Source organism: Lysobacter soli, assembly GCF_009755585.1.
In the GTDB taxonomy this organism is placed as follows: Bacteria; Pseudomonadota; Gammaproteobacteria; order Xanthomonadales; family Xanthomonadaceae; genus Lysobacter_J; species Lysobacter_J soli.
The window spans coordinates 1,022,088-1,042,658 of record NZ_CP046603.1; the positions used below are offsets into that span (position 1 = coordinate 1,022,088).

Here is a 20,571-nt window from a genome sequence, read left to right on the forward strand (position 1 = left end):
GGATGTCATCGCCAATCCTCCAGTTGCCGCTGCAGCGCTTCGCGCGCACGCGACAGATGGGTCTTCACCGCGCCTTCGCTGCAACCCATCGCCCGCGCGGTCGTGGCGACGTCGAGTTCTTCCAGCACGCGCAGCGTGAACGCCTCGCGCTGCCGGGCCGGCAAGGTCGCCAACGCATCGGCGAGCTTGCCGTAGGCCTCGCGGCCCTCATGCGCACGCGAGGGATCGGGCGCGTCGTCGGCCCAGTCGATCGCGCTTTCCTCGCGCTCCGGCGCCGGCATCAACCAGCGCAGGCGGAACGTGCGGCGACGCTGCACGTCGATGATGCGGCTGCGCAGGATGCTCCAGAACAGCGGCGTCCATTCCGCTGCCGGCCGCTCGCGGTAGGCGAGCATCTTCATCATCGCGTCCTGCACCGCATCGAGCGCGTCGTCGCGATTGCGCAGGCCGAGTTCGGCGAAGCGGAACGCCCGCGTGCCGATGCCGGCGAGGAATTCCTCCAGCGACGCGGGCAGCCGCACCGGGGCCGCTTCGTCTTCGGACGAAACGGCTTCGGCGGCGCCACGGGCGTGCGCGTCGGCCGCCGACAGCGGCGGCAGGTCGTCTTCGATCTCGCGATTCACGCGTCGGAGCATACGGGGTCGGCGTCAATGGCCGCGCCAACGGTCCCAGCGGCGCTCGACGCGATCGCCGCGGCGATCCCATCGCGCGTCGGCCAGGTCGCCGCGGCGGTCCAGGCGTTGATCGATCCGGTCGCCTTTGCGGTCCAGGCGCACGGCGTTGTTCCCGTGCCCGAGTGCGGCCTGGCGATCGGCGCGCAGATCGAGGCGATGGTCGATGCGGTCGCCCTTTCGGTCCAGACGCGCCTCGATGCGATCGCCATGCCGGTCGAACCGGCGATCGACGCGATCGCCGAAATCCCTGGCGCTGGCCGCCGACACAGCGCCCAGCGCGAACACGCCCAATACCGCCATCAGCACACGACTGCGCAATGCGTGGTTCATGGGTTTCCTCCGGTGGGCCCGGTCGGGCCTTGCGGAGGGAGAACGCCCCGGATCCGGCCCGGTTGACACGACTGGCGCCGCATTCATCCGCGGTTATGATGCGGAAGACAACTCGATGGGGATGATCGATGGGCGACGGGTTCGTGGCTTTGTACATCTTCATGCTGGCGGCCATCGCCGGCCACGTGATCATCTCGCGCGTGCCGGTCATCCTGCACACGCCGCTGATGTCGGGTTCCAACTTCATCCACGGCATCGTGCTGATCGGCGCGATGGTGGTGCTCGGGCACGCCGACACCACGCTGGAGAAGGTCATCGGCTTCGTCGCGGTGCTGCTGGGCGCCGGCAACGCCGCGGGTGGTTACGTCGTCACCGAGCGGATGCTCGACATGTTCAAGACCAGCCGGAAGCCGGCCGGCGGCACATCCGGGGACAAGGCATGAGCGCGCTCGCCTGGGTCGCGTCCGCCAGCTACTTCGTCGCCGCCACGCTGTTCCTGCTGGGCCTGCAGCGAATGGCCTCGCCGGTGACCGCGCGCAGCGGCATCCGGTGGGCGGGGCTGGGCATGGTGATCGCCACCGTCGCCACCTTCCTGCTCCCGGGGCTGCACAACCTGCCGCTGATCGTGACCGCGCTGGTGATCGGCACGGCGGCCGCGTGGATCTCCGGCAAGAAGGTCGCCATCACCGACATGCCGCAGATGGTCGCGCTCTACAACGGCATGGGCGGCGGCTCGGCGGCGGCGATCGGCGCGGTCGAGCTGCTGCGGTTTTCCGCGCTCGGTCAGGCGCCGTCGAGGACCGCGCTGGTGCTCGCGGTGATCGGTGCGGCGATCGGCGCGATCTCGCTGTCGGGTTCGATCATCGCGTGGGCGAAGCTCGATGGCCGGCTCGACAAGCGCGTGGTGTTCCCGGGGCAGCAGCTGTTCAACCTCGCGGTGTTCGTCGCGATGCTCGTGCTCGGCGGCATCGTCGTGCAGTCGCTGAGTGTGCCGGCGATCATCGGTTTCTTCGTCCTCGCGCTCGCGCTGGGCGTGCTGATGACATTGCCCATCGGCGGCGCCGACATGCCGGTGGTGATCTCGCTCTACAACGCGCTCACCGGCCTCGCGGTGGCGTTCGAAGGCTACGTGCTGGGCAACGAGGCGCTGATCATCGCCGGCACCATGGTCGGCGCGGCCGGTACGCTGCTCACGCAGCTGATGGCCAAGGCGATGAACCGCCCGATCCGCAACGTGCTGTTCGGCAGCTTCGGCGGTGGCGGGCAGGCACAGGAAATCAGCGGCTCGCAGAAGCCCATCGAAGCCGGCGACGTCGCCGCGATGATGGCCTACGCCGAGCGCGTGGTGATCGTGCCCGGCTACGGCATGGCCGTGGCGCAGGCGCAGCACAAGATCTGGGAACTGACGCAGAAGCTGATGGAGCGCGGGGTGAAAGTGAAGTTCGCCATCCATCCCGTCGCCGGCCGCATGCCGGGCCACATGAACGTGCTGCTCGCCGAAGCCGGCGTGCCGTACGACCTCATCGCCGACATGGACGACATCAACCCCGAGTTCCCCAATACCGACGTGTCGCTGGTGATCGGCGCGAACGACGTGGTGAACCCGGTGGCCAAGACCGATCCGGCCTCGCCGATCTACGGCATGCCGATCCTGGACGTCGCCAATTCGAAGAACACCATCGTGATCAAGCGCGGCAAGGGCACGGGCTTCGCGGGCATCGAGAACGCCCTGTTCTACCAAGACAACACGCGCATGCTCTACGGCGATGGCGCGGAAATGGCCAGCGCGCTGGTGAGCGAGTTGAAGGCGCTGGATGGGGGCGGGCACTGAGGTGCATGACGGGCGGCGATTCTTCGCTCGTCATTCCCGCGAAGGCGGGAATCCATGGACTTTTCACGCTTCACCGGTGAGCGTCGAAAGCACGAACGCGCGCGCCGGAGGCCGAATGCCGTGGGGAAAACATGTAACGTCCCTGGATTCCCGCCTTCGCGGGAATGACGAGCAGGAGCAAACGCTCCCGCTCGCCATGTACGTATCGGCACCCGCAGCGCAACGCGTCACCCCGCCCCGCAGATCTCCCCGTTGACGAACGTCTCCACCGTCCCGCCGGTCTTGTGCCCGCTGACGAAGAAATGGCCCGTCGCGCCGGCGAAGTCGCCGGTGCCCGACACGATCTGCTGGTAGGCCGTCACCACGCCCTCGCTGCCGCGGGTGGTCACGCCGGTTTCGCGAACCGTGATGTTGCCGCGGCCGGTGCGGTACTCGAACGGGCCGCTGTAGATGAGGAAGTTCGGCGAGGTCGACGGGCTCGTCGACACCGCGCTGTCGGCGGCGAAATGCGTGGTGCCGCGCAGGCCGTGGTTGCCGTCGACCTCGCCGAGGAAGCAGCTGGTCAGACCGGGATTGCAGCCTTGCGAGGATTGGATCTCGTCGAGGTCGGCGTGGATCTTCTTGCATCCATCGCCGCCGGCGAGAACCGGTGTGGTGGCCATCACAAGCGAAACGGCCAGGACGAGCAGGGCAGGCTTCACAACGTTCATGTCGAAACTCCATGCGTGTGCGGGCCGCAGCGCGCAGTGCGGCGCCGCGCGTGCTCCCTGCGGGCGCGCGAGCGAAGGTGGAGCGCGATATGGGTGCGTCAGATCGCCGGGTCGGCGAGTACCGGCGAAGGCGATGTTCGCGACGATCGCCAGCGGCCGTCCCAGCCGCGGCGCGCGAACCACGCGCACGGCCAGCCGACGAGCACGACGTGCGCGATCACGCTGCACACCGTCCACGACATCGGCAGCGCACCGCCGCGCGGCGATGCCGACAGCGGCACGACGACGAAATTCATGAAGGCGTACAGCGCCAGGCCGTAGAGCGAGCCGTAACGCCACGGGCGATCGCGCAGCGGTGGGACGTCGCGCGCGGCGAACGCGTACGCCACGCCCATCGCGGCGGCGATCAGGTAATGCAGCGACAGTCCGAGCGTCGCCGTCGGCCAGCCGCCGGTGAAGGCCGCACGCCCCAGCGCGCCCGCGGCGATGCTCTGGAAAATGTGCTGCGCCGGCACGTCGCGCAGTGCCCAGAAGCTGGTGGCGTAGAGGATGTCGAGCGTCCCGGCGAGCAGCCCGCCCAGCACGCCCCACACGAGCGCGCGTGCCGTCATGCCGCGCATGCGTCGGCCTCCCGGCGCGCCTGCGTCGCGGTCATGCCGAAGGCGTGCTTGAACGCGCGGCAGAACGCGCTCTGGCTTTCGAAGCCGAGCCGGTGCGTGATCGTCGCCACCGGCATGTCGGTTTCGCGCACCAGCTCCCACGCGCGTGCCTGGCGAAGCCGCGTGAAGTAGTCGCTCGGCGTTTCGCCGAACACGGCGCGATGCAGCCGGATCAGGTGTCCTGGCGAGTAATGCGCGCGCGAGGCGAGCCACGGCACGTCGATGCTCGCGTCATCGTCGGCTTCGACATGGCATTGCATGAGGTGGCGAAGATTGAGCAAGCGCAGCAGCGCCTGGCGGCGATGCGCGAGCGTGCGTCCGCGACAGCGCGGCAGGCATGCGGCGACGTCGCGCTGGCGGTCGATCAGCGCGGGGATCAGCAACGCGAGCGCATCGTCGTCGTGCGCGAGGGCTTCCATTGCCTCGTGCACGCCGTCGCCCGGATCGCCGCGCCACGGCAGCGGCTCTTCGTCGTCGGCGGAATTGGCGAACGCGACGTTCCACACGGTCGGCGCGGCGACGAGCGCGAGCCAGCGCGATTCGTGCGAGGCCTGCACATTCAGCGCGCCCGCGCGCCACAGCTGGCCTTCGCCGCCGAAGAGCGTCCAGTGCGCGTCCTGCGCCTGCATCGAAAGTCGACCGCGCATCGGAAGCCACAGCGACGGCCAATGCGCCGGAAGTTGCAGCGTGGCCGCACCGCGTCCAGCGATGACATGCCAGCTATCGGCGGCGAGCGCATCGCCATGCGGCGGAAGCGAGAACGGCGGGACGTAGCGATGCAGCGTCATGTCGTCATTCCGGTCGGCGCATCGCGCCATTGGCTCCACGCTAGTCGCGCGTGCGGTGCGTTTGGAGAACCAATCCACCGCGGGGCGAAGGAGCCATTCGCGCGGCCGACGCGAAACGAAGCCGCCGGCCCGGCGGCCGGCGAATGCGTAGATCGACTCGTGTCACGCGCTCTTGTCGCCCGGGTAAGGCCGAAGGCCGCACCCGGGAAGAGCTATCCGAAAGCAGCAGGCGAATCCGGATGCGCTTCGCTTATCCGGGGCTACAAACGCATCGCGTTGCGAAGCCTCAGCGCATCCCGTACCAGCGGCGCGACATCCACGCGGCGGGAATGCCGATCAGCACCATGTGCGCCAGCAGGCAGGCGAGGTACCAATCGGGGATGAAGCGCTTGGGCGGTGCCGCCGAGAACAGCGGCACGACGATCAGGTGCAGCAGCACGAACCACGCCGCGCCATACAGGGCGCCGAGCAGGATCGGGCGTTCGCCCAGCACGCGGTGCTCGCGCGCGGCGGCGTGGTAGATCGCGACGATCGCCGACATCAGCACGAAGTAGAGCGCCGCACCGGCGAAGGCGGTCGCGGCTCCGCCGCCGAAAGCCGCCTCGCGGCCGACGATCCATGCCCAGACCGACTGCAGGATGCGCGCCGGCGGGGTGTCGGACTGCGCCCACCAGGCCATCGCGAACAGCATGTCCGCGCTGCCGACGGCCAGGCCGCCCAGGGCGATCCAGGCCCACAGGGCGGGGCGCGAGGAGGCCGCGCGAACGCGGGATAGGGCGAACGGGCGGGCACTGGCTTTCATCGACGCACTCCGGCGGGCGAATGGCCCTATGAAGCCGCGCGCAATTGGCACTGGCAAGGGCCAATTCAGGGGGGTTGAATGGGGCCATTCGCCCGACGCCACATTCATCCGGAGAGTCCGCCATGCACCTGCAGCTCGACGGCCGCGGCCCGCTCCACGCACAACTGACGCGGGCGCTGAAGAGCGCCGTCTTCGCCGGGCGCGTCAGCGAGGGCGCGCGGTTGCCGGCGACGCGCCAGCTCGCGCGCGAACTCGGCCTGTCGCGCAACACCGTGCTCGCCGCGTACGAACAGCTCCGCGCGGAAGGCTTCGTCGACGGCCGCGTCGGTTCCGGCAGCTACGTGACGCCGCCGCTGCAGGATGCCCGCCCGCTGCATGCGGTGGACTCGCCGCTGCCGGCGCAGTCGCAGTTCGCCCGACGCGCGCGCATCGTGCACGATCACCTGCGCATACCCGGCCGCGCGATTCCCGGCGTGCGCTACGCCTTCCAGTACGGCGTGCCGCTGACCAACCCCGCGCTCACGAGCGCGTGGGCGCGCGAACTCGCGCATGCGGCCGCGTACACCTCGACGAACTATCCCGCCTCCCAGGGCGTGCCCGCGCTGCGCGAGGCCGTGTGCGACTACCTTGCGCGGCGGCGCGGCATCCAGGCCGAACCGCAGGACGTGGTGATCGTCGCCGGCACGCAGCAGGCCGTCGCGCTGACCGCGCGCGTGCTGCTCGACCAGAACGACGAGGTGTTGCTGGAGGAGCCGCACTACTCGGCGATGCGCGAGGCGCTGCAGATCCACGGCGCGAAGGTGAGCACGCTCGACGTCGACGAACACGGCCTGAAGGTCGACGAGCTGCCGTCCACGCCGCCCAAGCTCATCTGCGTGACACCGTCGCACCAGTTCCCCACGGGCGCCGTGCTCTCGCTGCCGCGCCGGCTGCAGTTGCTCGACTACGCGCGACGGAACGGCAGCTGGATCCTCGAGGACGACTACGACGGCGAGTTCCGCTACGACGCGCGCCCGCTGGCCGCGCTGCGATCGCTGGACGATGCCGACCGCGTCATCTACGTCGGCACGTTCTCCAAGGCGATGTTCCCGTCGCTGCGGCTGGGGTACCTCGTGGTGCCGGCGGGTCTGCGCGGCGATTACGTCAACGCCAAGTGGCAGGATGATTTCGGCTCCTGCGGCATCGAGCAGGCGGCACTGGCGCGGTTCATCGTCGACGGCGGTTTCGAACGCCACCTGCGCCGCGCGTGGAAGACGCTGAAGGAGCGGCGCGACGCGCTGCTCGACGGCCTGCATCGCTGCAGCCGAGGGCGGCTGACGATCAACGATTCGCATGCGGGCATGCATCTGGTCGTGTGGCTGACCGACCGCAGCGCGGCCGACGGCGAAGCCTTCATCGCCCGCGCGCGCAGCCTGGGCCTGGGGCTGTACCCGATCGCGCCGTACTACCTCGCGCCGCCGGACCGCGCCGGCCTCTTGTTGGGCTACTGCGGGCTGTCGGTGGCGGAGATCGAGCAGGCCGTGGCCGTGTTCGAGACATGCCTGGACGAGTTCGACGCCGTGAACTAGCCCTGTCCCGCTTGCGGGAGAGGGGTTGGGGTGAGGGCCGGAAGCTGCCCTCATCCGCCCTACCGGGCACCTTCTCCCGCACGCGGGAGAAGGGCTGATCCTCTGGTCGCGAGAATGGAAAGCCTCAGCGCGACAACCACGCCGCGACGAGCAGCCCCACCGCGATCCAGACCGCGTCCATCGCGTGGTTCGCCAGCGTCACCAGGATCCACGCGTGGTGCCAGCCCAGGCGCATCGCGGAATCCCACGGATCCAGTCCGAGCATCCCGCCCAGCTGCGTGGCGGTGATGAACCAGTTCGAGGCGATCACGATGGCGGCCGTCGCGCCAACGCCGGCGAGCATGCGTCCCCACCCGCGCTGCCAGCCGCCCAGGCGCAGCATCCAGGCGATGTCGAGCGCGCCGAGCACCGCCATCCAGCCGAGCTGGCGGCCCGTGTAGAGGCTCGCGAGGACCCAGACCGCCGCGAAACCGAAAGCGCCCAGCAGCAACAGCAGCCACGAGAACCAGGTGGCGCGGCGGACGGGCGGGGCAACTGCGGTCATCGAACGCTCTGGCGGCGGGAGGCCGCACAGCATAGCCGGCAAGCCCGCAGCGCACGGCAGGAACCGCCGGAAACCGCATCCGGCACGCTGCGTCGCGCTGGCGGGCGGTCGTGGCGCGGGTGCTGCCGGTAGAATGCGCGCTCTTGTGCCGCCACCGCGCACCCCAATCTTCCCGGCATGTATTCCCGCAGCAGCGAACCCGTCCGATTCGAGCGCGATTGCGCCGTTGTCATGGTGCCCCAGGGCGAGCAGGTGACCCTGCCGGCCGGCAGCGTCGGTTACATCACGCAGGGCCTGGGCGGCAGCTACACCGTCTTCGTCGAAGGCAACCTGTTCCGCGTGGCCGGGCGCGACGCCGACGCCATCGGCAAGGAACCGCCCGAACCGCTCGAACTGCCCGAGGGCGCCGACGACGAGGCCGTCGAGCAGATGGTGTGGCGCCAGCTGCGCACCTGCTTCGATCCGGAAATCCCGATCAACGTCGTGGACCTGGGCCTGGTGTACGAGGCGCGCATCCTTCCGCATCCGGAAAACACCGGCCAGCGCCGCGTCGAAGTGCGCATGACGCTGACCGCGCCGGCCTGCGGCATGGGCGACATCCTCGTCGCCGACGTGCGCGACAAGCTGGAGATGATCCCGACCGTCGCCGAAGCCGACGTTGACCTGGTGTTCGACCCGCCGTGGAACCGGACGATGATGTCCGAGGCGGCGCGGCTCGAAACCGGCATGTTCTAGTCCGATTACCGACCCGTTCGACGGCCTGCCTTCACGCCGCCGTCATGCTGCAACGCAGAGCGCCCCGCACCGCGGGGCGTTCGCGTTTGTGATGTCCACCGGGCGCACTCTTCACATCCCGACCGCTGAACAGTGACGCCGTCCGCAGTTGGCGACTTTGCGTTAACAGTTGCTTCGATGAACGGTGGGGCGTCGGGTACATGTCGCGTTGTGTTGAAACGCCCTCCGGTTCCGGCCGGGGGCGGACCCCATCCGGTACCGGGCCGGAGAAGGGTGAAGTCCCGGCAACTGCGCAGGCAGGGTCGCGGAACAGGGGGCGGGAAACCGCCGAGACCCCGGATTGCGTGATGCCGGGCTGTCGCAGTCTCTGCGGCACCGGGGGTGTCAGCTGGAAGAACGGTCGACCGCCTCGATGCGGCGCCCGTACACAAGGCCGGCCGCACGGCGCGTTCGCGCGCCGGTAGGCGGGCCTTCCATCACGCAGTCCAACTTCGGGGGTTCCACCAGATGTCTTCGAATGACCGTCGTCGTAACCGTGGTCTCCGCGCGCACGCGCTTTCGATCGCCACCGCCATCGCCCTGTCGTCCGCGCTGGCGGCGCCGGCGCTTGCGCAGCAGGCCCGCGTCAACCTGTCCGGGCTGGATGCCCAGGCCGGGAGCGACCGCTTCATCGTGAAGTACAAGGACGGCAGCGCCGAACGCGCCAACGTCTCCACGCTGCAGAGCGCCCTCAGCTCCGCCGCCCGCACCGCCGGTGCCGGCAAGGCGCTGGGCGTGCGCCACGTCCGACGCATCGCCACCGGCGCCGACGTCGTGCGCGCCGACCGCAAGCTGGACCGCGTCGAGGCCGAAAGCCTGATGCGCCAGATCGCCGCGGACCCCAACGTCGAGTACGTCGAGGTCGACAAGCTCAACAAGCCGTACCTCACGCCCAACGACACGCGCTATTCCGAGCAGTGGGGCTATTCGGGCACCTACGGCATCAAGGCCAACCAGGCCTGGGACGTGACCAATGGCGCGGGCTCGGTCGTCGCCGTGCTCGATACCGGCATCACCAGCCACAGCGACCTGTCGGCGAACGTGCTGCCGGGCTACGACTTCATCATCGACACCACCGTCTCCAACGACGGCAACGGCCGCGACAGCGACCCGAGCGATCCGGGCGACTGGGTCAGCGCGAACCAGTGCGGCGGCTCGCACGCCGCGCAACCGTCGAGCTGGCACGGCACGCACGTGGCCGGCACGATCGCCGCGGTGACCAACAACGCCAAGGGCGTGGCCGGCGTGGCATACGGCGCGAAGATCGTGCCGGTGCGCGTGCTGGGCACCTGCGGCGGTTACGACTCCGACATCGCCGACGCGATCATCTGGGCCTCCGGCGGCACCGTCAGCGGCGTGCCGGCGAACGCGAACCCGGCCGAGGTCATCAACCTCAGCCTCGGCGGCAGCGGCGCCTGCGGCACCACCACGCAGACCGCGATCAACGGCGCCGTCTCGCGCGGCACCACGCTGGTGATCGCCGCCGGCAACGACAACACCAACGTTTCGAACGCCTCGCCGGCGAACTGCAACAACGTCATCGCGGTGGCGTCGATCACCAGCACCGGTGCGCGTTCTAGCTTCTCCAACTACGGCTCGCTGATCGACATCGCGGCGCCCGGCTCGAACATCCTGTCCACGCTCAACAGCGGTTCGACGACGCCGGGCGCGGAAACCTACGCGTCCTACAACGGCACCTCGATGGCGACGCCGCATGTCGCGGGCGTGGTCGCGCTGCTGCAGGCCGCGGCGACGACGCCGAAGACGCCGGCGCAGGTGGAGTCGATCATCAAGGCGAACGTCACCCCGTTCCCGTCCACGCCGTCGCAGTCGATCGGTCCGGGCATCCTCAACGCGAAGGCCGTGGTCGATGCCGCCAACGGCACCACGCCGCCGCCGGCCGGCACGCTCACCAACGGCACGCCGGTGACCGGGCTGTCGGGCAGCGCCGGCACCGAACTGCGCTACACGCTGGCCGTGCCGGCCGGCGCCACCGGGCTGAAGTTCGTCACCTCCGGCGGCAGCGGCGATGCGGACCTGTTCGTGAAGTTCGGCAGCGCGCCGACCACGACCAGCTACGACTGCAAGTCCGAAGGCAGCACCAACGCCGAGACCTGCAACATCGCCACCGCCCAGGCCGGCACGTACCACGTGCTGGTGCGCGGCTACTCGACGTTCTCCGGCCTGAGCCTCACCGGCAGCTACACCGCCGGCGGTGGCGGCGGCACGCAGACCTACAGCAACGCCACGGACTACACGATCAGCGACAACGCCACGGTCGACAGCCCGATCACGGTCTCCGGCCGCACCGGCAACGCGCCGACCAACGCGTCGGTCACCGTCGCCATCGTGCACACCTACCAGGGCGACCTGAAGGTGGACCTCGTCGCGCCGGACGGCAGCCTCTACAACGTGCACAACCGCAGCGGCGGCAGCGCGGACAACGTCAACAAGACGGTGACGTTCAACCTGTCCACCGAGCCGCTCAACGGCACGTGGAAGCTGCGCGTGAACGACAACGCGGCCGGCGACACCGGCTACATCAACAGCTGGTCGGTGACGTTCTGATCGACCGATAGATGCCTGTGCGACACCCGCTCCCGGAACTCCGGGAGCGGTCTCTCTGCCGCAGCGCTTTGGTTTGCTAGAGCCCCTCTCCCTCCGGGAGAGGGGTTGAGGTGAGGGTCGGCGTAGCGTCGACGCCCGCACTCGAGCGAAGCCCTGGAAGCGCCGCGGGAAAGGACATCCCATCCCAGCAGGAGAACGCATCCATGAACCGCAACGCTTCGCTTCGCGCACGGCTGGTGATCGCCGCCGGCGCCTTCCTCGTATCCGGCGCGGCCTTCGCCGCCCAACCGCTGTTCCTCGGCCCCGCGCAGGTGCAGGCCGAATCGGCGCGCGCTGCCGGCGCGCTCGCAGCCCGACCAGCGTCCACGTCACTGCGCGCGCTGCGTGCCGATCCGAATGCCGTCGCCGCGCAGAACAGCGAAATCGGCCTGGATCTCGGCCTGAAGAACGTGACCGCCGTGCTCGAGAAAGCCACGGCCAATCCCGACGGCAGCCTCACCTGGATCGGCCACGTGCGCGAGACCAGCAAGGCCCGCAACATGACCGCGCGCGAAGTGCGCCATGACGAGAACAACTCGGTGATCCTCGTCCGCCACGGGCAGGGCGTCACCGGCAACGTGCGCGTGAACGGCCAGCTGTACCGCATCCGCCCGCTGCCCGACGGCAACCACGCGGTGATCGAAGTCAACGAACGCGCGATGCCGCCGGATCACCCGGCCGCGTTCCGCGACCTGCCGCAGATCAACATGGCCGCGCCGTCGGGCATGGTCGGCGCGCTCGCCATCGATCCCGGCGCCACCGCGACGATCCGCGTGCTCGTCGTCGCGACGAACGCCGCGGTGTCGGCCTATGGCGGCGACATGCAGGCGCTGGCGCAGCTGGCCGTGGCCGAATCGAACCAGGGCTACGTGAACTCCAACGTCGGCATCAACATGGAACTGGCCGGCTACACCGCCGTGACCTACAGCGAAGTGGGCATGAGCACCGACCTGTCGCGTTTCCGCGGCACGTCGGATGGCTACATGGACAACATCCACGCATTGCGCGACAGCACGGGTGCCGACGTTGCCGTGCTGATCGGCAACGATGGTTCCGCGTGCGGCCTCGCGTCAGGCATCGGTTCGACCGCCACGACGGCGTTCGCCACCGCATACTGGGATTGCGCGACGGGCTATTACTCCTTCGCGCATGAAGTCGGCCACCTGCAGTCGGCGCGCCACGATCCGGCAACCGATCCGAGCACGTCGCCGTACGCGTACGGCCACGGCTATCGCGCGCCGAACAACGCCTGGCGCACGATCATGGCCTACGACTGCACCGGCGGCTGCCCGCGCCTGAACTACTGGTCGAATCCCGACGTCACCTACGGCGGCGTCGCGATGGGCACGGCGGCTACCAGCCACAATCAGCGCGTGCTGGTGAACACCAAGGCGACCATCGCCGCGTTCCGTGGCGGCAGCACCGGGGGCGGCACGCAGACCTACAGCAACGCCGCCGACTACACGATCAGCGACAACGCCACCGTCGACAGCCCGATCACCGTGTCCGGCCGCACCGGCAACGCGTCGGCGACCTCGTCGATCAACGTCAACATCGTCCACACGTACCGGGGCGACCTGAAGGTGGACCTCGTCGCGCCGGACGGCACGCTCTACAACATCCACAACCGCACCGGCGGAAGCGCCGACAACCTCACCGGCACGTATTCGAAGAACCTGTCGAGCGAGGCGCTCAACGGTACGTGGAAGCTGCGCGTGAACGACAACGCGGCCGGCGACACCGGCTACATCAACAGCTGGTCGATCACGTTCTGAGGAAGACGCTCAAAGCGCGCCTGCACACGCCATCCTCCCGGCCGCGATCTCCGCGCGGCCTTCAGCCCCGGCAACCGCCGGGGCTTTTCTTTTCGGGCGATCGGACGATCAGGCGTTCGGTTCGAAGCGGTTCGCTTCGACGTTCTTGCGGACCTTGGTCGGGTCCCAGATGCGGCCGTTCATGGCGATGTACACGCCCGGCGGCAGCGATTGCACCGCGCCGACGGCGCAGCCGACGTTGAACTCGGCATCCGAACCGCGGAAGCGCGCGGGGCTCAATGCGCCGGTCAGCACGATGGTCTTGTCGGTGAGGCTCGACAGCACTTTCGCGGTTTCGACCATCGTGTCGGTGCCGTGCGTCAGCAGCACGTGCTTGGCCGGCTGGGCGGCGATCGTCGCGCGGATGAGCTCGCGATCCTCGGCGGTGATGTGCAGCGAATCCTTGCGCAGGATCGGGATCACGTTGAAGCGGAACGCCACGCCGAGCTCGCGCAGGATGCCGCCGATCTGCGGCTCGCCGATCTGGTAGTCCGACTTGTCGTCGAAGTAGATCTTGTCGATCGTGCCGCCGGTGGTGACGATGCAGAGCTGGTCCATCGAAGTGCGCGCGCTGTGGATTGCGCGCAATTGTACAGGCGCTACGCCTTCTTCTTCGCGAACCGCGCCCGCAGCCCGGGCAGGCTCGCGGCGAAGATGACCACCAGCGCCAGCAGGACTTCGGCCAGCGCGAAGCCGCGTTCGGCCGGGCGCGACCAGGCGACCATCACGCCATGGCTGAACCACGCCAGCCCCAGCACGCCGGCCCAGAACGGCGCGGTGCGCATCCGGCGCAGCACGCCCATCGCCAGCGCCAGCGGCGGGAAGGCGAAGACCAGCAGCTCGGCGACGGGCGAGGGATGCGGTGCGAACCAGGCGATGAACAGCGCCGCCAGCGCGAGCAGCCCGATCACCAGAACGTGGCGGGCGTTCACGACGACACCTTCGCGACCAGCGTCGCCAGCCGGCGACCGAGCGCGCGTGCGAGCTGCGCTTCCTCGTCGGTCGGTTGCGGGTCGTCGGAATTGCCGGCCACGTGCGATGCGCCGTACGGCGTGCCGCCGCTGCGCGTGGTGCTCAGCGCCGGCTCGGTGTAGGGAATGCCCATCAGCACGCAGCCGTGGTGCAGCAGTGGAACCATCATCGTCAGCAGCGTGGATTCCTGGCCGCCATGCATCGTCGCGGTGGAGGTGAACACGGCCGCCGGCTTGCCGACCAGCGTGCCGCTGGTCCATTCGCCGACCAGGCCATCGAGCCAGTACTTCACCGGCGCGGCCATGTTGCCGAAGCGCGTCGGGCTGCCCAGTGCCAGGCCGGCGCATTCGACCAGGTCGCGCGGCTCGACGTAGGGCGCGCCGTCTTCGGGCACCGGCGGCGCGGCCGACTGGGTCACCGCCGATACCGGCGGCACGGTGCGGATGCGCGCGGACATGCCGTCGACCTCGCCGATGCCGCGCGCGATCTGCCGCGCCAACCGCGCCACCGAACCGCCGCGGCTGTAATAGAGCACCAGGATCTCGGGCATCGCGTCCTCCTCATCGAGACGGGAAGGATAGTGGGAGCGGGGAGCGGTGTGGAAACCAGAGCGTTGCGAGCGCATGGGGAGGTCGATGCCGTCTCTTCGTCGCCCCTCACCCCAACCCCTTTCCAATGGGAGAGGGGCTGGACGCTGACTCCGCAGCGCAGTCCCATCGGTTACCCTCCGCCGAATGGAGCCACTGGATTCCCTGTATCGCTGGAGCGAACGCGCGCGCGACCGCGCCCGCGTGGGCACGTTCTTCCGTTTCCTCGCGCGCCGCTTCCTCGAGGACAACCTGTTCCAGGCCGCGGGCGCGCTGGCCTACACGACAGTGTTCGCGCTGGTGCCGCTGTCGATGGTGGTCTTCGGCGTGCTGTCGGCGTTCCCGGTGTTCGGCGAGTGGAGCGACCGGCTGAGCGATTACATCTTCTCGAACTTCGTGCCCAGTGCGGCGCGGTCGGTCGAGGCGTACCTCAAGCAGTTCTCAGCCAACGCCGGCCAGCTCACGGCCGCCGGCGTGATCGCGCTCGTGGTATCGCTGCTGATCACGCTCAACGGCGTGGAGTCGGCGTTCAACCGCATCTGGCGCGTGGAGTCGGCGCGGCCGCGCATCGGCCGCTTCCTCGTCTACTGGACGGTGCTGACGCTGGGCGCGTTGATGGCTGCGGCGAGCCTGGCGCTGTCGGCGAAGTTCTTCGCGATGTCGATGTTCGAGACCGACGCCGGCCGCACGCTGCAGACGCTGATGCTGCGCCTGTCGCCGATGACGCTGGAGTGGCTGGCGTTCGCGGCGATCTACCGCGTCGTGCCGCATCGCACGATCCACTGGCGCCACGCGTTCGCCGGCGCGGCGCTGGCGGCAGTGCTGTTCGAGATCGTGAAGTGGGGCATCGGCCTGTACCTGGGCAACTTCAATTCGTATTCGAAGATCTACGGCACGCTCGCGTTCGTGCCGATCTTCCTGCTGTGGATCTACCTCAGCTGGGTCGCGATCCTGCTTGGCGCGTCGCTGGCCTCGTCGATGTCGGAGTTCCGCTACCAGCCGGTCGGCATGCGCCTGCCGCTGGGTTTCGAGATCTACGGCCTGCTGCGCCTGCTCGCGCGCTTCAACGACAGCCGCAAGCAGGGCCGCGGCCTGCACAGCGACGAAATCGAGGAAATGGAGCCGATGCTCACCGATGCGCTGGTGCAGCAGATGCTCGCGCAACTCAACACCATCAACGTCGTGCGCCGCGCCGAAACCGGCGAGTGGCTGCTCACGCGCAACCTGGACGAACTTTCGCTGGCCGAATTGTACGAAGCCTGCCAGCTGCGCATTCCGGTGACCGAGGCGGTGCTGCCGTGCCGCGACGATGCACTGGGACGCTCCGCGATCGCCGCGCTCGACGAACTGCGCCTTCCCCTGCGCGAGCTGCTCAAGCGGCGCGCGTCCTCCATCCAATCCGACGAGGTCTGACATGCACAGCCGCGCGAACCCGCGTTCCTTTCTTGCCGCTGCGGTCGTCGCGGCCGCGCTGCTGGCCGGCTGCCAGAAGGACAAACCCGCCGACACCGACCTCGCCGCGCCGCAGACCCCGTCCGACACCGGCGCCCTGACGCTGCCGCAGACGGCCGACCATCCGCTCAGCGAAGGCGGCGTGGAGGTGCCCAAGCTCGTCATCGCCACCGTCGACGGCAAGCAGTACGACCTCGCAACGCGCCGCGGCAAGTGGGTCGTGGTGAACTTCTGGGCGACGTGGTGCAAGCCGTGCCTCAAGGAAATGCCCGAGCTCTCCGCGCTGGATGCGATGCGCGAACACGTCGAGGTGCTCGGCCTCGCGTACGAGGACATCAGCGCCGACGACATGAAGGTGTTCCTCAAGCTGCACCCGGTCGTGTATCCGATCGCGGTCGTCGACACGTTCAATCCGCCGGTCGATTTCGCCACGCCGCGCGGTTTGCCGATGACGTACCTGATCGCGCCCGATGGCCGCGTCGCCGACAAGTTCCTCGGCCCGGTCACCGCGAAGGACATCGAAGCGGCGATCGCGAAAGCAGGCGGTCCGCAGGCGGCCGGTCAGTCATGAGCGCCGCGCGCTTCGTGGTGAGCGGCAAGGTGCAGGGCGTGTTCTTCCGCGCGTCCGTGCGCGATCGCGCGCAGGCGCTGGGGCTGCGCGGTTTCGCGAAGAACCTGCCCGATGGCCGCGTCGAAGTGCTCGCCGCCGGCGATGACGCGGCGATCGATGAACTCGCCGCCTGGTTGCGCGAAGGCCCGCCGATGGCGCGCGTGGACGATCTGGAGCGCATGCCGGCACGCGACGACGAAGCCGGCGAGGGCTTCGTGACCGGCTGAGCCCGGTTCGGTTTTGTGAGGCCCGGTTTCACCGAACCTGCTGGACACTGACTGCGCGACGACCACGCCGGTCGCCACGGATCGAGGGATCGCTCCATGGAACAGGCCTACAGGACGCGCGGCCGCGCGCAATGGAAGCATCGCCATCGTCTGGCTCGCGAAATCGGTCTCGTCCTCGCGTCTGCCCGATTGAGCCGCGTCTGGTTGCCGGGCTCGCTGCTGCTGGCGTGCGCGCCGTCGGCATTGGCGGTCGGACCCGGCGCCGTGACCGGACCGGTGAACGTCACCAGCGGTACGGTGCAGGTCGTGGCCGACACCATGGTCACATCGAGCGGATCGAACCCCGGCGCGAACGTCACCGGCGGCACGCTCGACATCGACTCCAATGCCGGCAGCGCGCCGGGCCTGATCCGTTTCATCACCGCCAGCGGGAACGCGTTGCAGGCCAGCGGCACGGGTGTCATCAACGCGCGCAGCAACTTCGCGATCACGACCACCAGCGGGCATGCCGTACTCGCCAGCAGCGGCGGTTCGATCTTCCTGACGGGCGGCAACCTGGTGGGCAGCGGCCTCGGCGGCGGGCTGATCGCGCTTGGAGGCCGCATCGACGCGACCAGCGTGGCGTACCTCAACAACACCACCAGCGCATCGAACGGGCAGGGCGCCATCGCCGATAGCGCCGGCACGATCAACCTGCTCGGCAATGTCAGCCTCGATACCGCGGGCAACCAGGCCGTGGGACTCGGCGCGGGAGCGAACAGCGCGATCAACGTCACCGGCCCCGTGATCGTCACGCTGCGCGGCACGAATGCGATGGGCGTGTACCTGCACGACGGCGGGCAGGTGAACCTGCCGACCGGCACGACGATCAATCACTACGGCACGGGCAATGTGGGTGTCGTCGTCGACAACACGACGGCTTCGCTCGCGAGCGGACTCAGGCTCAACTTCAACACGCTGCCGGCGTCGGTGAGCACGGGCGCCAATTCCAGTCTCGGCGTCCTCGCGGCGAACAACGCCAACGCCACGTTCGAGAACCTGACCGTGGCGGGACCGGGCACCGGTGGCGGCGTGTGGGCGCTGTCGGGTGCGGCGGCCACCGGCATCGCCACGACTGCGGACGCGACGGTCACGATCAACGGCGCCAGCGTCATCACGCTCGGCGACGTATACGTCAGCTCGACGGAAACGCATGTTCCGGCGTGGCGCCTGCTGACCAGTCCAACGCTGGCCAATGCGAGCCCGTCACTGGCGATTTCCTTCAGCAACAGCTTCGGAACCCCGCATGCGGCATTGCGCGCCAGCGCCACCGGAGCCGGCAGCGCCGACGCGCAGGCACTCATCACCAGCAATGGCACGACGATCAACGTGCCCACCATCAACGGCATCGCCGCCTACGCGGGCCAGAACAACCCCGGCGACAGCCGCATCGTGCTGAACAACAACAACGTCACCACGACCGGTTCCCAGTCGCGCGGATTGATGGTGGTTTCCAACGGCACGATCGATGCCACCGGCACCACGGTGAACACCTCCGGCGGCAGCGCGGCGCTGCGATTGGAAACCTTCACCGCGCCGGGCGTCATCAACCTGACGAACAGCACCGTGCGCGCGACGGGCGCGAACACGCGCGGCATCTCGTCCACGGGCTTGGGCGCTGCGAACGTCAATCGCGTCACGATGAGCGGCGGCACGCTGTCGAGCCAGCTCGGCAACACCCTCGTCGCCGACGGCCTGTTCGACATGGCGATGTCGAACGGTGCGAGCGTGAGCACCGACGCCACGTACGTGCTGTATTCGGTGGCGCGCACGACGGGTACGCAGACGCTGGTGAACCTCGGTCTCACCGGCAACAGCCGCCTGCGCGGCAACGCCTACGCGGATGCTGGCGCGGAGACGAATATCTCGCTGGCCGACCGGTCGCAATGGAACGGCGCGGCGTACCGCGTCACCGACGTGACCGTCGATGCGAGCAGCCAGTGGACCGTCACCGCCGATTCGCTGCTCACCGGCGACCTGAGGAACACCGGCGTGGTGGCGTTCGCACCGCCGGTGAACGGCAATTTCAAGCGGCTCGCCACGCACAACTACTTCGCCGGCAGCGGCACGCTCGCGGTGAACACGTTCCTCGACACGGACGGCTCGCCCTCGGACGTGCTGATCATCGACGGCGGTCAGGCGACGACCGGCACCGCGAGCGTGATGGTCGCCAACGCCGGCGGCGCCGGTTCGCTGACGTCGGGCGATGGCATCCTGGTGATCGATGCCGTCAACGGCGGCATCACCGGCACCAACGCGTTCGCGCTCGGCTCGCTCGTGCTTGCCGGCGCGTACGAGTACACCTTGCAGCGCGGCAGTCGCGACGGTTCCAGCCCGTCGAACTGGTACCTGCGCTCCACGCTGGACTGCACACTCGATCCCTCAGCCCCGGGCTGCGACATCCCGCCCGATCCGCCGCCGCCCGATCCCGATCCGCCGGATCCGGACCCGCCGGACCCGCCGCCGACGCCCCCGGATCCACCCGAGCCGCCGACACCGCCCACGCCGCCGGATCCCCCGGTGCCGCCGACGCCGACGCCGCCGGATCCGCCCACGCCGTTCCCGCCGGTGCCGAACTATCGCGCCGAAGTATCGCTGTACGCCGCGTTGCCGGCGATGGCGCTGCGCTTCGGCTGGACGACGCTGGGCAACCTGCACGAGCGCGTCGGCGAGGAAGAACAACTACGCGACCGCGACGACCTGCAATCGCGCACGTCGTTCAACGGCGCGTGGGTGCGCGTGATCGCAGAGGACGGCGACGTCGAAGGCGACCGTCGCGGCGTCCTCGGCACCGGACCGAAGTACGAATTCGACGTGCTCGCGCTGCAGGTCGGCACCGACGTGTGGCGCGTACAGCACGACGACGACCATCGCGGCCACGCAGGCCTCTACGTCGGGCAGGGACGCATCAAGAGCGAAGTGACGCACTACAACCGCCTGCGCGTGGGCAAGGACAAGGTCGAAGGCACGTCGCTCGGCGGCTACTGGACGCATTTCTGGCCGTGCGGCAGCTACGTCGACACCGTCCTGCAGGGCACCTGGAGCGACATGGAATCGCATTCGGTACGGGGCCTGCGCCTGAAGTCCGACAGCTTCGGCTGGGCGGCGTCGGTCGAAGGCGGCATGCGGCTGAAGTGCGAACGCGCCGAGGAGGAATCGCGCTTCGAACCGCAGGCGCAGATCGTCTACCAGCGCGTGGACGATTTCGAAGGCGACGACGTCGTTGCGCAGGTGCGCTTCCGCGACGCCGAATCGCTCGCCGCACGCCTCGGCGTGCGCTGGACCCGCGACTGGCGGCTGGAGCCGGCCAGCGACGGCGCACCACGCCTGATGAGCGGCTGGCTGCGCGCGAACGTGTGGCACGAGTTCAAGGGCGAGCCGTTGACGCTGTTCTCCTCCGGCAACGGCGACCTGCCGTTCCAGGCCGACATTTCCGGCACCTGGTGGCAGTTGAACGCCGGCATGACGCGGGAGCTCGGTCGCACCACGTCGCTCTACGCGAACATCGGCTACCAGCGCAGTTTCGGCGGCAACCGCTTCGACGCGTGGGACGGCAAGCTCGGGCTGCGCTGGAACTGGTGAC

Annotated in this window: 19 protein-coding genes and 3 pseudogenes; 12 read left to right on the top strand and 10 right to left on the bottom strand. The window is 69.0% G+C overall.

The window, feature by feature from the left end:
- Window positions 1-5 precede the first annotated feature (5 nt).
- Together GOY17_RS04690 and GOY17_RS04695 are read right to left on the bottom strand one after the other, a co-directional pair.
- Entirely contained in the window at window positions 6-521 is a 516-nt protein-coding gene (locus GOY17_RS04690; protein WP_232338579.1) for an RNA polymerase sigma factor, read from the bottom strand.
- Window positions 522-647: 126 nt separating this feature from the next.
- Entirely contained in the window at window positions 648-1,004 is a 357-nt protein-coding gene (locus GOY17_RS04695; protein ID WP_157029518.1) for a hypothetical protein, read from the bottom strand.
- A gap of 128 nt (window positions 1,005-1,132) precedes the next feature.
- Between GOY17_RS04695 and GOY17_RS04700 the strand changes: the two genes are divergently transcribed.
- On the top strand, window positions 1,133-1,447 hold the full coding sequence (locus GOY17_RS04700) for an NAD(P) transhydrogenase subunit alpha part 2 (protein ID WP_157029519.1): 315 nt from the start codon (window positions 1,133-1,135) through the stop codon (window positions 1,445-1,447).
- Window positions 1,444-2,835, top strand: a complete 1,392-nt coding sequence (locus tag GOY17_RS04705) for an NAD(P)(+) transhydrogenase (Re/Si-specific) subunit beta (protein ID WP_157029520.1) — start codon at window positions 1,444-1,446, stop codon at window positions 2,833-2,835. Before GOY17_RS04700 ends, GOY17_RS04705 begins: the two co-directional genes overlap by 4 nt.
- Window positions 2,836-3,062: 227 nt before the next feature.
- Here GOY17_RS04705 and GOY17_RS04710 read toward each other — a convergent pair whose 3' ends face one another.
- The 4 genes from GOY17_RS04710 to GOY17_RS04725 all read right to left on the bottom strand — a co-directional run bounded on the left by GOY17_RS04710 (window position 3,063) and on the right by GOY17_RS04725 (window position 5,794).
- Window positions 3,063-3,545: a hypothetical protein gene (locus tag GOY17_RS04710; RefSeq protein WP_157029521.1), complete on the bottom strand. Its 483-nt coding sequence runs from the start codon at window positions 3,543-3,545 to the stop codon at window positions 3,063-3,065.
- Window positions 3,546-3,643: 98 nt separating this feature from the next.
- Window positions 3,644-4,165 carry a hypothetical protein gene (locus tag GOY17_RS04715; protein ID WP_157029522.1) on the bottom strand — a complete coding sequence of 174 codons (522 nt, stop codon included), beginning with the start codon at window positions 4,163-4,165 and terminating at the stop codon, window positions 3,644-3,646.
- Window positions 4,153-4,992: a helix-turn-helix transcriptional regulator gene (locus GOY17_RS04720; protein WP_198173816.1), complete on the bottom strand. Its 840-nt coding sequence runs from the start codon at window positions 4,990-4,992 to the stop codon at window positions 4,153-4,155. The genes GOY17_RS04715 and GOY17_RS04720 overlap by 13 nt, the downstream gene beginning before the upstream one ends.
- Window positions 4,993-5,278: 286 nt before the next feature.
- The gene (locus tag GOY17_RS04725) at window positions 5,279-5,794 is read right to left on the bottom strand and encodes a hypothetical protein (protein WP_157029524.1); all 516 of its coding nucleotides are present in this window, start codon (window positions 5,792-5,794) and stop codon (window positions 5,279-5,281) included.
- A 122-nt stretch (window positions 5,795-5,916) separates the two neighbouring features.
- On the opposite strand from GOY17_RS04725, the gene pdxR reads away from it, so the two are divergent.
- A complete protein-coding gene (gene pdxR / locus GOY17_RS04730) occupies window positions 5,917-7,362 on the top strand; it encodes a MocR-like pyridoxine biosynthesis transcription factor PdxR (RefSeq protein WP_157029525.1) in 1,446 nt (481 codons plus the stop codon).
- A gap of 124 nt (window positions 7,363-7,486) precedes the next feature.
- Here the strand turns inward: pdxR and GOY17_RS04735 are convergent, their stop codons facing one another.
- Complete coding sequence (locus GOY17_RS04735; RefSeq protein ID WP_157029526.1) at window positions 7,487-7,906, bottom strand: hypothetical protein; 420 nt, start codon at window positions 7,904-7,906, stop codon at window positions 7,487-7,489.
- Between the two features lie 177 nt (window positions 7,907-8,083).
- On the opposite strand from GOY17_RS04735, the gene sufT reads away from it, so the two are divergent.
- From sufT to GOY17_RS18905, 5 genes and pseudogenes are all read left to right on the top strand, one after another.
- Window positions 8,084-8,641, top strand: a complete 558-nt coding sequence (gene sufT / locus GOY17_RS04740) for a putative Fe-S cluster assembly protein SufT (RefSeq protein WP_157029527.1) — start codon at window positions 8,084-8,086, stop codon at window positions 8,639-8,641.
- Between the two features lie 507 nt (window positions 8,642-9,148).
- Window positions 9,149-10,885: pseudogene (locus tag GOY17_RS04745) on the top strand (S8 family peptidase); the annotation flags it as partial.
- A gap of 132 nt (window positions 10,886-11,017) precedes the next feature.
- Window positions 11,018-11,248: pseudogene (locus tag GOY17_RS18900) on the top strand (proprotein convertase P-domain-containing protein); the annotation flags it as partial.
- Between the two features lie 203 nt (window positions 11,249-11,451).
- A pseudogene (locus tag GOY17_RS04750) lies at window positions 11,452-12,699 on the top strand (M12 family metallo-peptidase); the annotation flags it as partial.
- 171 nt (window positions 12,700-12,870) lie between these two features.
- Complete coding sequence (locus tag GOY17_RS18905) at window positions 12,871-13,062, top strand: proprotein convertase P-domain-containing protein (protein ID WP_232338581.1); 192 nt, start codon at window positions 12,871-12,873, stop codon at window positions 13,060-13,062.
- Between the two features lie 108 nt (window positions 13,063-13,170).
- On the opposite strand, the gene GOY17_RS04755 is transcribed toward GOY17_RS18905, so the two are convergent.
- The 3 genes from GOY17_RS04755 to wrbA are packed head-to-tail and all read right to left on the bottom strand — an operon-like array spanning window position 13,171 to window position 14,623.
- Entirely contained in the window at window positions 13,171-13,659 is a 489-nt protein-coding gene (locus tag GOY17_RS04755; protein ID WP_115843941.1) for an asparaginase domain-containing protein, read from the bottom strand.
- 41 nt (window positions 13,660-13,700) lie between these two features.
- The gene (locus tag GOY17_RS04760) at window positions 13,701-14,033 is read right to left on the bottom strand and encodes a DUF2069 domain-containing protein (RefSeq protein ID WP_157029529.1); all 333 of its coding nucleotides are present in this window, start codon (window positions 14,031-14,033) and stop codon (window positions 13,701-13,703) included.
- Window positions 14,030-14,623 (bottom strand): NAD(P)H:quinone oxidoreductase, encoded by a 594-nt coding sequence (wrbA, locus tag GOY17_RS04765; RefSeq protein ID WP_115843937.1) that lies wholly within the window; start codon window positions 14,621-14,623, stop codon window positions 14,030-14,032. The genes GOY17_RS04760 and wrbA overlap by 4 nt, the downstream gene beginning before the upstream one ends.
- 184 nt (window positions 14,624-14,807) lie before the next feature.
- Between wrbA and GOY17_RS04770 the strand changes: the two genes are divergently transcribed.
- From GOY17_RS04770 to GOY17_RS04785, 4 genes are all read left to right on the top strand, one after another.
- The gene (locus tag GOY17_RS04770; protein WP_157029530.1) at window positions 14,808-16,073 is read left to right on the top strand and encodes a YihY family inner membrane protein; all 1,266 of its coding nucleotides are present in this window, start codon (window positions 14,808-14,810) and stop codon (window positions 16,071-16,073) included.
- A gap of 1 nt (window position 16,074) precedes the next feature.
- Window positions 16,075-16,683: a TlpA family protein disulfide reductase gene (locus GOY17_RS04775; RefSeq protein WP_157029531.1), complete on the top strand. Its 609-nt coding sequence runs from the start codon at window positions 16,075-16,077 to the stop codon at window positions 16,681-16,683.
- Entirely contained in the window at window positions 16,680-16,949 is a 270-nt protein-coding gene (locus GOY17_RS04780; protein WP_157029532.1) for an acylphosphatase, read from the top strand. Before GOY17_RS04775 ends, GOY17_RS04780 begins: the two co-directional genes overlap by 4 nt.
- 96 nt (window positions 16,950-17,045) lie before the next feature.
- A complete protein-coding gene (locus GOY17_RS04785; protein ID WP_157029533.1) occupies window positions 17,046-20,570 on the top strand; it encodes an autotransporter outer membrane beta-barrel domain-containing protein in 3,525 nt (1,174 codons plus the stop codon).
- Window position 20,571 lies beyond the last annotated feature (1 nt).

Bases quoted from the DNA above. Each gene is read 5' to 3' on its own strand.
- GOY17_RS04695 (WP_157029518.1), bottom strand. From the start codon at position 1,004: ATGAACCACGCATTGCGCAGTCGTGTGCTGATGGCGGTATTGGGCGTG.
- GOY17_RS04700 (WP_157029519.1), top strand. From the start codon at position 1,133: ATGGGCGACGGGTTCGTGGCTTTGTACATCTTCATGCTGGCGGCCATC.
- GOY17_RS04705 (WP_157029520.1), top strand. From the start codon at position 1,444: ATGAGCGCGCTCGCCTGGGTCGCGTCCGCCAGCTACTTCGTCGCCGCC.
- GOY17_RS04710 (WP_157029521.1), bottom strand. From the start codon at position 3,545: ATGAACGTTGTGAAGCCTGCCCTGCTCGTCCTGGCCGTTTCGCTTGTG.
- GOY17_RS04715 (WP_157029522.1), bottom strand. From the start codon at position 4,165: ATGCGCGGCATGACGGCACGCGCGCTCGTGTGGGGCGTGCTGGGCGGG.
- GOY17_RS04720 (WP_198173816.1), bottom strand. From the start codon at position 4,992: ATGACGCTGCATCGCTACGTCCCGCCGTTCTCGCTTCCGCCGCATGGC.
- GOY17_RS04725 (WP_157029524.1), bottom strand. From the start codon at position 5,794: ATGAAAGCCAGTGCCCGCCCGTTCGCCCTATCCCGCGTTCGCGCGGCC.
- pdxR (WP_157029525.1), top strand. From the start codon at position 5,917: ATGCACCTGCAGCTCGACGGCCGCGGCCCGCTCCACGCACAACTGACG.
- GOY17_RS04735 (WP_157029526.1), bottom strand. From the start codon at position 7,906: ATGACCGCAGTTGCCCCGCCCGTCCGCCGCGCCACCTGGTTCTCGTGG.
- sufT (WP_157029527.1), top strand. From the start codon at position 8,084: ATGTATTCCCGCAGCAGCGAACCCGTCCGATTCGAGCGCGATTGCGCC.
- GOY17_RS04755 (WP_115843941.1), bottom strand. From the start codon at position 13,659: ATGGACCAGCTCTGCATCGTCACCACCGGCGGCACGATCGACAAGATC.
- wrbA (WP_115843937.1), bottom strand. From the start codon at position 14,623: ATGCCCGAGATCCTGGTGCTCTATTACAGCCGCGGCGGTTCGGTGGCG.
- GOY17_RS04770 (WP_157029530.1), top strand. From the start codon at position 14,808: ATGGAGCCACTGGATTCCCTGTATCGCTGGAGCGAACGCGCGCGCGAC.
- GOY17_RS04775 (WP_157029531.1), top strand. From the start codon at position 16,075: ATGCACAGCCGCGCGAACCCGCGTTCCTTTCTTGCCGCTGCGGTCGTC.
- GOY17_RS04780 (WP_157029532.1), top strand. From the start codon at position 16,680: ATGAGCGCCGCGCGCTTCGTGGTGAGCGGCAAGGTGCAGGGCGTGTTC.
- GOY17_RS04785 (WP_157029533.1), top strand. From the start codon at position 17,046: ATGGAACAGGCCTACAGGACGCGCGGCCGCGCGCAATGGAAGCATCGC.